Consider the following 14,984-nt stretch of genomic DNA (forward strand, 5'->3'; position numbering starts at 1 on the left):
AAAAAATATGCAACAAATAGCAGCAGTTATACAAAATTACGATAAAGCGTCAAGCTTTTCAGCTCAATTTATCATTTTTGATGAAAATGGCGGTGATATAGGCTCGTTAGATACTACAAAATTTTCTTGTAATGATATGAGCGATTCAATCGCACCAAAACACGCTCATGTTGGATTTGAAGAGGGGGTTTTCACAATTTGTGGCTATAAAGATTGTGAAATTTTTTATAGTGATTCATATTCAAAGCTTCCAGATGACTATGAGAGTGTCATAAATTTGGGCGATGTCTTTAGGATAGGGGAGTTAAAATTTATATTTATAGATCCTTCTAGAATTGATGAATATATAGGGAAAGCCCATAAGATAATAGAAAATACGAAAAATTTTGACAAGCTTGATGATAAACGTTTTGAGCCAGTTGGTAAAATTTCAAATGTTGATTTTAAAGAAGAGCCAAAGATAAACTCATTAATAAATGATAAAAAAGATATCACTTTAAATGAAAATGCGCACGATGCAGTTTTAAATTTAAATGAGATAGCTCAAAATTTTGATGAAGAAGAAAATGCAAATAATCAAAATATGCTTACTGCAAAAAGCATGGATGAGCTTTTGACAAAGATAGTTGAGAGTATAAAATTGCAACCAAATATGAGCCCTATAAGTGAGCAGACTAGGACTTTAAATACAAAAGATATGGAAACAATCATGAAAACTCTTCCTCTTAGTGACTCGACAGAACTGATAAATGCGGTTTTGGTTAAGCTTATCTGCAAAGAGCTATATAGCCAAATGTATGATATAGTCGAGAATAACTCATTTTTTAAATATCTTTCAGGAGCCGTACTAAAAAGTACTAAGGAAGATAAGGAAGCGTTTAATTATCTATTGCATAAAGCTCTTCAAAGCTATATGTTAAAAAAGTAATGTTTTTAATAAAACAGAAAGTAAATAAAAGATAGAATAATCCAAACTTTTTAATAGGAGTAAATATGTCACAACCAGTGTATATTAAAGTGAAAGGTTCTACACAAGGACTTATTTCAAGTGGTGCTTCAACAGAAGCTAGTATAGGTAATCGCTATCAGTCAGGTCACGAAGATGAGATTATGGCTCAAGAGGTTTCTCATATAGTAACAGTTCCAACTGATCCACAAAGTGGCCAACCATCAGGTCAAAGAGTCCATAAGCCATTTAGTTTTACTACATCACTAAATAAAGCTGTTCCACTTCTTTACAATGCTCTAACACAAGGTGAAAGACTTCCAGAGGTTGAGATCTATTGGTATAGAACATCAACTAGTGGTGGTGCGGAACATTTCTTTACTACAAAACTAGAAGATGCAACTATAACAGATATTACTCTAGTAAGTCCAAATGCTCAAGATAAGCTAAACAGCGACAAAACAGAGCTTTTCAAAGTTTCAATGAACTATAGAAAGATAGTTTGGGAACACGTAGCTGCAGGTACAAGCGGAAGCGATGACTGGAGAGAAGCTACTAAAAAAGCTTAAAACCAACCTAGGGTTTACCCCTAGGGTTAATAAAATCATCTTCTAGCCAGAAGGACACAGATGAGCCCTTTTTATCTTTATCTTTTAAATTAACATGATATGTGAAATGCGATATGAAACACCTAGTTATACTCATATTTCTCATAACATCTCTATATTCACACGAAGCAAATTGTTTAAATATGTTTGCTGTGATCTTTGATAAAAATACGAACGACGAGAATACTACTAAATGCGTAGAATGCTACATAGATGAGCTTGGATGCGATGTAAATATGACTATAAGAATTCCTGATCTTTCAATAAGACCAAATCTATTAGAATATGCTTATGATGTAAATAAAACAAAAACTTTTGATACTCTTTTGTTAAAAGGAACATCAGCTAATGCTAGTTTAGCAACGTCCATAGGCATGAGCTTTGCATTTTTCTTTAGGGAAAATGGTGTCGGTATAGACAATAAAAAAGCTAGCCCTGAACTACTAGAATTTATAAAAACTCAAAAATATAAAGAATTTAAAAACGATAGATTTAGGCTAATTAAAAAGCTTTTAGTGCACGGACAAAACCCAAAAGACTATGAGGTTTTAAAGGTTATTTTGAAACTCATAAATGATGAAAAAGATCTAGATAATTTATTAAAGAATAGAATTCAAAAGGAATTAGCGCAATGAAGCAATTAGTAATAATCATATTTCTCATAACATCTTTATATTCGCATGAAGCAAATTGTACAGATATGTTTGGGGTTATTTTTGATAAAAAAATAACTGATGAAAATACCGCTAAATACATAGAATATTATATAGACAAACTGGGTTGTGATGCTAATGCTAGCGTAAAATTAAATAATTTAATGGCTAGATCGAATTTATTAGAATTTGCTTACGATGCAAACAAGACTAGAACTATTGACATGCTTTTAGACAAGGGTGCTACTCCAAATGGCTGGCTATCTACATCAATAGGGCTTGACTTTTCGTTTTTTTTTAATAGCAATGGAGTTCCAATAGAGAATAAAAGAGCCAGTAAAGAATTGCTTAAATTTATAAAAACATCAAAATATAAGGAATTTAAAGAAGAGAAATTTAAACTGATCAAAAAACTATTAGATCATGGGCAAGACCCAAAAGATTATGCCGTTTTAAAATCTATTTTAAAAATTGTAAATGACGAAAAAGAATTTGATGAGCTAGTAGAAGGCAGGAATAGGTAATGGATTTATTTAATATAAGTAAGAAGAAACTCGAAGTAAAAAATGATAATACTGATTTAAAAGACTTTAAAGAAAAAACTACCTCACAAAATGCAAAAGACAATGTAGATGCTTTTATAAGAGTTTATCCTAAACCTCCGCTAATGGGCAAAATTTTTGATGCTGCTGGAGAAGGAGTAAAAAGAGGCATAGACGATCAAACAGAAATTAAATTCAGAAAATATAAAGAGGCAAAAAGGCTTGGCATACTGGAAGAGTCAAAGCCTACGATTAAATTAAATGATGCTGATATTAAAGAATTTGAAAAAAGATTACAAGAAGAAGAAAACGAAAAAAGATTGAAAGAGCAACAAATGGACAAAAATTTAACATCACCAACATCATCACTAATCAAGCCTGTCACGCTAGCATCTAGTAATTCAGTAGCAACAGACGGCTTTGTGGACTACGGCGTATCTAACGATACTTTCTCGACTCTTCAGATAGCAAACGAGTCAAACGATAAATTTATCGTTACACGTGCAGATATTTATGAAAATTTAGAAAGTATATTTAGCATAGAGTGCTTTGCCTATATAAATTTGGTGAAAAACCCGCTTTATGAGAATTTAGACACCATCTACAATAACGATAAAAGCTACTCAAGCATATATAAGTATCTTGATAAAAGTATAAAGCTAAGCATAAAAAGGCCGTCTTCAACAAATAAAAATATCGTTCCAGATGGCAGCTCAAACGATATGCACTTTAGTGGAATAGTAAGCGATGTAGAGTATCTTGGCGTAGATGATGAGACTAGTACAAATATAGATAAAAAATACTTCTTTAAATTTAAGCTAACTTCGCCACTATATAGACTAAGCATAAATAGAGCAAATAGAATTTATACAGACCAGAGTATTTTAGAAGTAGTAAAAGATATTTTAGCTTTTAATAAACAAAGACTAACCAAAGAGCTAGACTTCTCAAATATCAAAAATAACTACAACAAAAGAGAATTTATAGCCCAGTACAATGAGAGTGATCTAGCTTTCATAACAAGGCTTTGTCATGATAGTGGTATATATTTTTATGAAGACAATGAAAAAATTTATTTTCATGATACATTTATACTAGCTTATAGCAATCAAAATGAAAATTTTACTTCAAGCGATACAAGTAACGGCAAGGAAGCTAGAAAAGTAAGCTTTAATGTAAATTTGAATAATAATCTAGCAACCGAACACATAAATAAAATAACAAAGAGCGAGACGCTAAAGGCAAATAGCTTTACGCACTCTTTTCAAAATACAGCTTATCCAAATGTGCTAGAGAGTAAAAATGAAAAGATATTTGACGAGCAGGTAAATATCTATGACAAGCATATAAATTTAGATGAGTATTCATTTAGCGATACTAGCTTGCTTGAAGTTAGTACCTATCTTAAAAAACTAAGAAGCGATATGCTTTTAAAAGAATTTACCGCTAGCTCAAATGTATTCGCACTAAATTTAAATGACAATATCTCGGTAGCCATTGACGCTAGCAAGGGCGAATATGAGTTTAAAATAATAGCTTTAAAGCATACTTATATTGATGAGAGTGTTTTAGAAAATACCTTAAATTTAGGCGATAATGTTCCGTTTAAAGATAAAAAATTTATAAGCTCATATACAAATGAGATAAGTATCATTCCAAGTAGTGTGAAATTTGTCCCAAGCTACAAACAAAAGCCAAAAGCACCAGATATCACGCTAGGTCTTGTAGTCGGTCAAGATGGACTAAACAGCCAAAATAACACGATCCATACTGATAGCTATGGTAGGGTAAAGGTGAGGTTAAATGCTTTTAGCACGCAAGAGATAATCGATAAAGATGATGTCATCAACGCAAGCTATCACAAGAGTGCTTATCTAAGAGTGATAACGCCTATTGCTAGCAATAGCTCAGGATTTTTTGCCATACCAAGGATCGGTGATGAGGTTATCATCTCGTTTTTACAAAATGACATAGACAACCCGGTAGTAAGTGGTAGCCTATATAATGCTTCAAATACGCCACTTGTAAATGTAGATAGTAACTATCACCAAACATCTCTTAGCTCAAAGACAATCGGTGCAGATGAGACCGGTATAAACGAGATCACTTTATCAAATTTAAAAAATAAAGAGCAAATTTATGTAAAAGCAGAAAAGGACTATGACGAGCTTGTAAATAACGACTTTTCTCAAACAATACTAAATGACAAAAGCTCACAAGTGCATGGAAGTTATACTGAACGAGTAAAAAAAGCCCACATTCAGACGATAGATCTAGCAAAAAATGTAAATGTCGGAGGCGAGTATCTAACAACAGTTGGACTTTCAAAAGATACAGTAGTTGGTGTCTCAAATACGCTAAATGTAGCTGTTGATAACAATACAAGAGTAGGTCAAGATAGTCATGAATTTGTAGGACATGATAAATTTGTAGAAGTAAAATCAAATCTTAATACGACCATACATAATGATGAGATGAAAGAGGTAAAAGGCACAAAAGAGCAAAATATAGATGGTGGCTATAAGCTAAATTCACAAAAAGGCATAAATGAATTTAGTAACGAGCATATTGTGCTTCAGGCAAATAGCTACATTGATATAAATGCTAAGTCAAATTTCACAACAAAAACAGCTGCCCAGCACACGGAGATTGCTGATTCAAAATTTAGCAATATAGAGACGACTTATGAGGTAAATGCCAAAGATAAGATAATCCATCAAGTAGGTAGTACAAAAGTAACGATAGAGGGATCAAGTGTCGTGATAGAAGTAGCTGGCGTAAAGGCGATATTTGATAGTAGAGGGCTAAGGGTTATCGGTGGAGATATAAAGGCTTTATAAGATCATATTTAAAGACTTACTTTGTATTTTAGTAGGTCTTTAAATTTTTAAATAAAATCAATCTCTACTAAAACTAATGCTAAGAATTTTAAAGGCAAAGGCTAAATTTTAAGGCTACGATAAAAGCTAGCCATACAAATTTTTCAACATCGTACCCCAGTACAATAGACATATACTTCTAAAATTTATATAATTCATTCAAAATTTCAAATAATATAACAATAAGGAGAACATGATGGCTAAAGAAGCCGGAGTAGTTAAAAGTATAAACGGAGGAATAGCAAGAGCACTTAATGACTTAACAGGAGAGGTAAGACAATTAAGTGTAGGAGATATTGTATACCAAGGTGAAAAGATAGTTACAGAGGGTTCTAACTCTAAAGTAACAATAACTCAAACTGATGGTAAAGATATAACTTTAATAGGTAAAGACACTCTAACTCTAGATCAAGACTCTAACAATAACGAAACAGTAGCTGATATCTCAGCTTTACAACAAGCCATCTTAAAAGGAACAGACCTTAATGCTCTAGAAGAAACTGCTGCAGGTGGTCCACAAGCAGGTGGTAATGGTGGAGATGGCGTAAGCTTATCTTCTACTAGCTTTGCAGAAGGAGGCCACATTAGTAACATCAATGCTAATGTAGGAAGCATAGATGCTTTATCTCTAGCAGCAGGTGGAGATAATAGCTTTGGTGTAAGTGGAGGAAGTGCTGTTGGAGCTGGGGCTGGAGCTGAATCAACAGGACCTGCTTTACCAGCGGGAAGTATAAAAATTCCATTGTCGGCGTATACAGGAGAGGATGTATCATCAGGACTATTATCTTCATTTCACTCTTCTATACCTCATGGATACCACTTATATAGACATACTGATGGTAGAGATTATCTAACTCCTGACGATCCTACTGCCCCTAGCGCATTTGATTATAAAGAAGGTTGGTATGTAAGTAAAGACGGCAACCTTGCCATCGGTCAAGATAATGCTAAAGATTTAGCGGTGACTAGCACGGCAAAAGCTTCAAACTATCCGGATGACGGCTCAGTAGCTAAGATAGTAGATCCTAGCCAAAATTTAAAAGTATTCGGATCGGATAACATAGATAAAATAACAGTAGACAATGCAAAAATAGAATCTGTATATGGTGGAGTTGGAAACGATAATGTCAATCTCAAAAATGGCGCAGAGACAGTAGAAATTTTTGGTGGTTCTGGAAATGATGGTATAACCGTAAATAATTCTACGGTAAGTGGACGAGCCGCTAAAGATTATACAGGAGATGATACCACAGATGCTATTAGCGGTGGCGACGGCGTAGACAAGATCTCTTTACAAAACGGATCTATAATAAACGGAAACGTATACGGTAATGCGGGAAAAGATATTATAACCGTAGATAGCGGTGCTAAAGTAGATGGCATTATATACGGCGACACGAAAACAAAGAACGATAAGTATGAAAAGAAAGTAAGACCAAGCTTGGATATAGAAGATAAAGGCGCCGATGCCGATACTATAACCGTAAGCGGTAAAGGAACAAGCGCGAAAATCATAGCTGGTGGAGACGGTGATGACATCATCACGGTAAAAGATGGTGCAAGGACTAGCTATATACAAGGAGATGAAGGAGGCGATACTATAACCGTAAGTGGTAAAGATGCTTATGCTACTTACATAAATGGTAGAGGCGGTGACGATAAAATCTTTGTAGAAAACGGCGCAAAAGCAGGTCATGTATGGGGCTTGTGGGGAAATGACGAGATCACAGTGCGCGGCGAAGGCACTACAATATTAGGAAACGTTGATGGTAGAGAAGATAGCGATACGATCAAAATTTTAGACGGCGCAACCGTAAAAGGAAGCGTAAGAGGCGGCAATGGAGAAAATCCTAGCGCATACGGTGGAGCTGCAAATTCTGATGGAAACAAAATCACCATAGAAAACGCCACCATAAAAGGCAATGTCGAGGGCAGCACTTATGGCGGCGATAATGAGATCAAAATTTCAAACTCAAAGATCGGAGGCGATGTTTTAGGCGGAAAAGATAAGGATACGATCGATATCGACGGAGGAGCTGACAGGAAAGGTTCTATCGGTGGTAAAATTATTAGTGGAGATGGCGACGATACTGTTACAATAAGAAATATGAATCTAAACAAAGTCGACAATGTCTACAATAAAAACGTCAAGGTCGATACTGGAACTGGCAATGATACCGTAAATTTATATAACGTTACTGTAAACGATACTAATATCTGGACGAAAGAGGGCAACGATACTATAAATGCTACTAATACTACATTTACGACAACACAAGGAACTGGAATAGGAACTGGAAGTGGTAATGATGTTGTAAATATAAATTCAGGGTCTAATTTCGAAAGCGGTACGCATATAAGTGCAGGCGAAGGTAATGATATTATAAATATAAATTCTGGAGCCAATTTAAACGGCGGTCACGTTTATGGATATGCAGGAAACGATACTATAAATATAAATTCTGGAGCTACTTTGACGAACTCTTCGGTTCGAGGCAATCAGGGCAATGATACTATAAGTATAAGTGGTGGAGCTACTATAAATAATTCAGGTAGCATAGCTATAAACGGAGATGGGGGTAATGATACTTTAGTTTTGAAAAACGGAGCTTCTGCTGGATTTAATAACTTAAATTTTGAAAACAAAGTATCTATAACTCATACAAACGGGGAGGTAAATATAACCGATATGGAAGGCGATAAAACCGTAGATCTATCCCAGTTATCTGCTATAACGGATAAAAACGTAAAATCGGTAGATATGACGAGTATAAACGGCGCAAAACTAAACATTACTGCACAAGACGTGCTAGATATCAATAAAACTACCGGCAATACTCTTACCGTAAAAGGCGGTAGCGACGATACCGTTCATAAGACGGATACGTCTTCATGGCAAAATAATAATGACGGAACGTATTCTACGACCGTAAATGGCGAAACGGTAAGTATTAAAATAGAAAATAATGTTACACTGGATTTATAATATCTTATTTAAAACCCAAGAATTTCTTGGGTTTTACTCCAAATAAATACCACAGTTTTTAATCTTGTATTATTTTGGCAACTGTTCTAATTTTTGGCTTTAATAACTAGTTAACGTAGCAATAAAACAAGTTAGGTAGTGTAGAGAGTAGTAAAAATAAGCAACCAATGTGGAATATGTAACTATACTATCGACTTCAATAATGTTAAAAATTTTTGAGGGATTAAGTTGAGTGATTATGTTAATATAAACGAAAACGCAGTCAATAATAATGTTGAGCTTAATTTATAGGTTAGTATCTATTGTACCCCAGTACAATAGACATATACTTCTAAAATTTATATAATTCATTCAAAATTTCAAATAATATAACAATAAGGAGAACATGATGGCTAAAGAAGCCGGAGTAGTTAAAAGTATAAACGGAGGAATAGCAAGAGCACTTAATGACTTAACAGGAGAGGTAAGACAATTAAGTGTAGGAGATATTGTATACCAAGGTGAAAAGATAGTTACAGAGGGTTCTAACTCTAAAGTAACAATAACTCAAACTGATGGTAAAGATATAACTTTAATAGGTAAAGACACTCTAACTCTAGATCAAGACTCTAACAATAACGAAACAGTAGCTGATATCTCAGCTTTACAACAAGCCATCTTAAAAGGAACAGACCTTAATGCTCTAGAAGAAACTGCTGCAGGTGGTCCACAAGCAGGTGGTAATGGTGGAGATGGCGTAAGCTTATCTTCTACTAGCTTTGCAGAAGGAGGCCACATTAGTAACATCAATGCTAATGTAGGAAGCATAGATGCTTTATCTCTAGCAGCAGGTGGAGATAATAGCTTTGGTGTAAGTGGAGGAAGTGCTGTTGGAGCTGGGGCTGGAGCTGGGGCAACTACACCTAAAATTGGTATAAATATAAGCTCTGCTGGCTCTAACGAAGGCGGAGTTATGACTTATGACCTATCTTTACCTACTGCATTGACAGCTAGACCTACTACGTTAAATTTAAATTTTAGCGGCGGAGTAGCTGGAGTAGATTACGACGCAAACTCTATAGAGTATTCTACCGACGGTGGCAATACTTGGACGCGCGGTACTACCGTAAATCTTGCCGACGCAAATCAAATCAATAACGTTAAAGTAAGAGTAAAAACGATAGACAACTACGGACTTGATGGCGTTAATCTAGCTAATAATCCTACTGAGATGGGCGCCAATCAAAACCAAGGCGAACAAGACGGAAGCAGGTATTCTAATCTAAACGGAGTAGAATACGGCATATATAAAAGAAATTTAACTCTAAACGTAACTACCGATAACGACGAGATTATTAACTCTCAAGCTAACGGCAAAATTACCGATAACGACGATTACGTAAATATTAATGAGGGGCTAAGCGAAGCGGTATCTACGGGCGACGGCGACGATACGGTAAATATGAGCGGAACCTTTAGTGACGTAAATTCTCGTGTAGAAACTGGCGACGGAAACGATGTAGTAAATGTAAAATCTGGCTCTATACTAAATTACGGCAATGATCAGATAATTCTCGGCGACGGTAACGACACGATCAATCTTAATCAAGGCTCATTCGTAGGGATTAGCGGTAGCTCCGGCACTAGAATATATGGCGGAGACGGCGACGATACCTTTAACATGAACGGAGAGATCAAGGGCGGAATTGTTTACGGTGACGACGGCGATGATACGTTTAACATAGGTTCGACCGGAGTTCTTAAGGAGGGCGCAACTATTTACGCTAATGAAGGCAACGATACTATAAATTTCGGCGGAACGGCTGAAAACGGAACTCAAATCCAAGGTAACGAAGGATACGATACTATAAACATCAAATCCGGTGCGGTAATAGATAATTCATCGGTATACGGCGACGACGTCAATGAGAATTCTTTTGACGCAGGTAACGAAATAAATATCAACGGAACGGTTAGAAATAACTCTAACGTATACGGCGGCGCGGGAGTAGATACCGTAAACATAAACGGAACGGTAGAGAACTCGTCGACGATAAATACTCGCAGCGGTGACGACAAGGTAAACATAAATGCTGGAGCGGAAATAAAAAATAGCAATATAAATACCGGCGAGGGAGGCGACGTAGTTAGTATCAAGGGTAAGCTAGGCGATAATACGATGATAGATACCGAAGACGGCGATGATACCGTAAATTTTGCCGGAGAAACGAGTGGATATGCTGCAATAAGTACTGGACGCGGAAAAGATACGTTTAATATCGAAAGCGGAGCAACTTTTAGCAAATTTCTTAGAGTAGACACCGGCGAGGACGATGATACGATTAATATTAAAAACGGTGCAAATCTATCTTGGGGAGATATAAAAACTGGAGCCGGAAAAGATACCGTAAATATAGACGGCAATATGATCGGTAATCCAAATCATTTTAATGAGATAAGTACTGGAAGCGGCGATGATACGATAAATATAAACGGGCACGTATCCGGAGAATCAAGAATAAAAGCCGGCGAGGGTAACAATACCGTATACGTTAGAGGAACCGTCGACGGTAAAGCTAGAATAGAAGCGGGCGATGTCGATAATGACGATAAACACAGCGAACTTCATATAGAGAGCGGAGCTACATTAAGCGGAGGTAGTAGCGTAGGTATGGGCGGCGGCAACGATACTATTTATATTAAGGAAGGCTCAAGCGTAACTAGTGCCACTATATCTGCCGGAAACGGAAATGATACCGCATACATAAATGAAAATCTGGATACGGTTAATATAAAGATGGGTAATGGCGAAGATACGATAAATTTCAAAAAAGGGATAACTATAAAAAGCGGCGTAATAGATTTCGGAGAGGGTAACGATAGGATCAACATCGACGGCATTACCTTTACTAATGGCGCGGAACTACGCGCCGGCGTATCTGATCAACCTGCTTGGTATAGCGACGATGACGACGATATTATAAACATTACAAATTCTAAATTTGAACAAAATAGTAAAATAGACGCCAAAATCGGAGACGACAGGATAAATATCGGTACCGGAGCGATAATAGACAACTCAAAAGTTATAGCCGGATACGGTAGCGATACTATAAATATTAATGCGGGTTCTAAGGTAATAAACGGTAGTAAGATTTATTCCGGACTAGATAATAAAGACGGCGGCACAAACGACTTAGATACCATAAATATTAACGGCGGCGAGATTACGGACTCTGAAATTCATACATCTCATAGTAAAACGACGACGAATATAAATGACGGAATTCTTACGAATGCGAAAATTTTAGGCGCTTACGGAGAAGACAAGATAAACATAAACGGGGGTGTAATAAAAGAAAATTCGGTAATAAGTGGCGGAGACGGAGACGATAAAATAAATATAAACGGCGGAAATTTTACCGAAACTAAGATAAGTACCGGAAACGGGAAGTATATGGGCGATGGGGATGTCGTAAATATCGCCGGAGGTACGTTTAGTAAAACTACCGTGGAATTACAAGGAACAAAAAATACCGTAAATATAAATTCCGGAGCGGTATTCGGTGATCAATCAAACAATATGGCTGAAGTACGTCCTGGTGTTTCTCAATATCAAACTAAGATAGTAAACTACGGTGGCGAAGATCACGTAAACGTAAATGCCGGAGCTATCGTTAAAAACGCGACGTTCGATCTTAACGGAGGTAGCGATACTATAACCGTAGCATCGGGCGCTACCGTAGAACATTCTCAGCTTATAACCGGAGACGATGTCGATACACTAAACATAAATGGTACTGTTAGTGGAGGTACACACGTCGACTTAGGATATGGTGCAGATAATTTAAATATAGGAAAAGATGCCACCATATCGAATTCCGATATCCATATGGACGACGGCGGTCAAGGATACAATGATACCGTAAATATCGCGAATAACGCGACTATTAAAGACTGGGCGGACATCAAAGGCGGCCAAGGTAACGATACTATTACCGCGGGCGATAATCTAACGCTTGCTAATAGCGCGGGTATACACGGCGACTGGGGAAATAACGGAAGCGCGGTAAATAACACCGGAGACGGAAACGATATCATCACGATAGGCAATAATTTAACTATGAGCGGCGGCTCTATAATAAGCGGCGGCGGCGGTAACGATGAGATTACTATCGGTGAGAATGCTACTATTAGTGGTAACTCGACTATTGACGGTGGAGCCGGTAACGATACAATTTCCATGACTAACGGAACTCAAATTACTAATAGTAATATACTTATGGGCGACGGAGTAAACACTCTAAATATTACTAGAGATTCAACTGAAGTCAATAGAGGTATAAATTTAGATTCCGTAAAAATTAAAGGCGGTGCCGATAGAGACGTAGTAAATATCTCCGATACTACTGGGGAATCAGTAGCCACCCCTAAAGTAAAATTAGAAAATGATACTTCTATAAATTTAGGTGATGGAAATAACGAAATAACAGTAGATGGAAGCGTACTACTTGGAAAAATAGAAAACGGTACGCCTACTAAAAATATCATAACGACTGGAAGCGGACAAGATACCATCACTCTACAAAACGGAGCTACTATCGAAGAAAGAGTAATAGAAACCGGCGAAGGTGCGGATTATGTCAACGTATACGACGGAGCATCTTTAAATTTCGCAAAAATAGAAACCGGTAAAGGCAATGACATAGTAATGTTTGAGCACATTAATGCAAGCTCACCTCAAGGTTACACCTACTCTGCGGCAACGGAAACTGAGATAAATATGGGTGACGGTCATGATTCTTTACAGCTCACTGGTCTGGGTAATAGCGGCAGCTATGCGGGTAGAGTATCAGACTTCCAACAAGTAAATATAAATATGGGCGATGGAGATAGAAAGGAATTACAGATACACGGTGGCAAAGTTGAAACTACTAATATAACTACCGGTAGCAAAAACGATTTGGTACAAATACAAGGCGACTCTTTGATGGAAGGTAGAAACAATATATATACCGGTGCAGGAGTAGATCAAGTTTATATTGAGAATTCTAAACTTAATGGCACCGCTACCGCAAAAACAACTATAAATACCGGTGCTGACGGAGATGAGGTGGTGATCAGAAATTCTACTTTAACGCATGCAGAGATTCTTACTGATAGTGGAGAAGATAAGGTTTATATCGAAGATGAGGTAACGCTTGATGGTGCTATAAATACAGGTGCAGATAATGACGAAGTAAATATCAATACCAATATAACTGCAACTACTCAGGCAAACATCAAAACTGGTGCCGGCTCTGATACCGTAAATATAGCTAGTGGAGTAACACTCACTCGTACTGTTATAGACATGGGCGCTGGAGAGGATACTATAGAGCTTAAAGGCAATAGTGATACTGATCGCATAACATTTAAGGGATCTACGTTATATACCGATGATGCAGGATACACTGCTAATGATATAGATCATGTAACTATAACAAATACTACTTTCATGAAAAGCGATGATGGTAGATTATCTAGCGTAATCACTGGTGGCGGAAATGATGTAGTTACAGTAAAAGAGGGAACTATATTCCAAGATGATTCATTTATAGTTGCTGGAAATGGTGAAGATAAAATATATTTAAATAGTGGCTCTACATTTAATTCCTCTAGGGTATACGGTGACAATGCGTATGATGGTACTGATGGAGGAAATGATGAAATATATGTAAATGGAGCCGTATTTAATGGCAAAAATGAACATGGTAGTATACATGGTGGTATATATGCTGGAGGCGGAGATGATAAAATTTTTGTTAACTCTGGAACATTCAATGATGCTAAGATAGAAGGTGGAATTGGCGACGATTTTATCTCAATCAAACAAGGTGTAACCCTAAATAATACAACTATCGACGGCGGAACTGGATATGATACATTAAAAATCGCTGATGATAGCTTAGACTTTAGCAAAGTTAAGAATATCGAAAAACTAGATCTAACTGAAGGTAACCATAACATAAATAATCTATCAGCTAAAGATGTTCTAGATATGACTGAAAACAGCAACAGACTAAGAATAAGTGGCGATAGCGATGATCATCTTGGTCTTGTGAGCAAGGGTTGGGTTGCTTCAGGTACTAAAGTTACTGATGAAAATCATATTGACTACAATGTTTATACTAACACAGTGGATGGAAAAACTGTAACTCTAGAAGTTCAAGACCAAGTACACGTATTTTAATGTTTAACTAACTAATCCCAAAGGAATTTTCCTTTGGGATATTTTTTTATTTCTATAATTTCTCATAGTCATTTATCTTTTTAATAAGTAGTAGTTAGTATATATCAAATCAGTAAGTCTATATAGATCAGTAAAAGCTGAAAATGGATAAAATTAGCG

General features: G+C 36.5%; 7 protein-coding genes. All 7 read left to right on the forward strand.

Going from position 1 to position 14,984, the window contains the following annotated elements:
• The first annotated feature begins 7 nt into the window (after nt 1-7).
• The 7 genes from CYP64_RS02525 to CYP64_RS02555 all read left to right on the forward strand — a co-directional run bounded on the left by CYP64_RS02525 (nt 8) and on the right by CYP64_RS02555 (nt 14,825).
• Nucleotides 8-928 (forward strand): hypothetical protein, encoded by a 921-nt coding sequence (locus CYP64_RS02525; RefSeq protein ID WP_103648559.1) that lies wholly within the window; start codon nt 8-10, stop codon nt 926-928.
• Between the two features lie 65 nt (nt 929-993).
• Nucleotides 994-1,515, forward strand: a complete 522-nt coding sequence (locus CYP64_RS02530; protein ID WP_054195925.1) for an Hcp family type VI secretion system effector — start codon at nt 994-996, stop codon at nt 1,513-1,515.
• 113 nt (nt 1,516-1,628) lie between these two features.
• Entirely contained in the window at nt 1,629-2,189 is a 561-nt protein-coding gene (locus CYP64_RS02535) for a hypothetical protein (RefSeq protein WP_103648560.1), read from the forward strand.
• The gene (locus CYP64_RS02540) at nt 2,186-2,731 is read left to right on the forward strand and encodes a hypothetical protein (RefSeq protein WP_258032904.1); all 546 of its coding nucleotides are present in this window, start codon (nt 2,186-2,188) and stop codon (nt 2,729-2,731) included. The genes CYP64_RS02535 and CYP64_RS02540 overlap by 4 nt, the downstream gene beginning before the upstream one ends.
• Nucleotides 2,731-5,589 (forward strand): type VI secretion system Vgr family protein, encoded by a 2,859-nt coding sequence (locus tag CYP64_RS02545; RefSeq protein WP_181001675.1) that lies wholly within the window; start codon nt 2,731-2,733, stop codon nt 5,587-5,589. Before CYP64_RS02540 ends, CYP64_RS02545 begins: the two co-directional genes overlap by 1 nt.
• A gap of 235 nt (nt 5,590-5,824) precedes the next feature.
• Entirely contained in the window at nt 5,825-8,614 is a 2,790-nt protein-coding gene (locus CYP64_RS02550) for a retention module-containing protein (protein WP_103648561.1), read from the forward strand.
• Between the two features lie 388 nt (nt 8,615-9,002).
• The gene (locus CYP64_RS02555) at nt 9,003-14,825 is read left to right on the forward strand and encodes a retention module-containing protein (RefSeq protein WP_103648562.1); all 5,823 of its coding nucleotides are present in this window, start codon (nt 9,003-9,005) and stop codon (nt 14,823-14,825) included.
• The last annotated feature ends 159 nt before the right edge of the window (nt 14,826-14,984 follow it).

This window comes from Campylobacter concisus, from assembly GCF_002913945.1.
Classification (GTDB): Bacteria; Campylobacterota; Campylobacteria; order Campylobacterales; family Campylobacteraceae; genus Campylobacter_A; species Campylobacter_A concisus_P.

Excerpts from the sequence above, each read along its gene's own strand:
- CYP64_RS02540 (WP_258032904.1), top strand. The coding sequence starts at position 2,186 with ATGAAGCAATTAGTAATAATCATATTTCTCATAACATCTTTATATTCG.
- CYP64_RS02545 (WP_181001675.1), top strand. The coding sequence starts at position 2,731 with ATGGATTTATTTAATATAAGTAAGAAGAAACTCGAAGTAAAAAATGAT.
- CYP64_RS02535 (WP_103648560.1), top strand. The coding sequence starts at position 1,629 with ATGAAACACCTAGTTATACTCATATTTCTCATAACATCTCTATATTCA.
- CYP64_RS02525 (WP_103648559.1), top strand. The coding sequence starts at position 8 with ATGCAACAAATAGCAGCAGTTATACAAAATTACGATAAAGCGTCAAGC.
- CYP64_RS02530 (WP_054195925.1), top strand. The coding sequence starts at position 994 with ATGTCACAACCAGTGTATATTAAAGTGAAAGGTTCTACACAAGGACTT.
- CYP64_RS02555 (WP_103648562.1), top strand. The coding sequence starts at position 9,003 with ATGGCTAAAGAAGCCGGAGTAGTTAAAAGTATAAACGGAGGAATAGCA.
- CYP64_RS02550 (WP_103648561.1), top strand. The coding sequence starts at position 5,825 with ATGGCTAAAGAAGCCGGAGTAGTTAAAAGTATAAACGGAGGAATAGCA.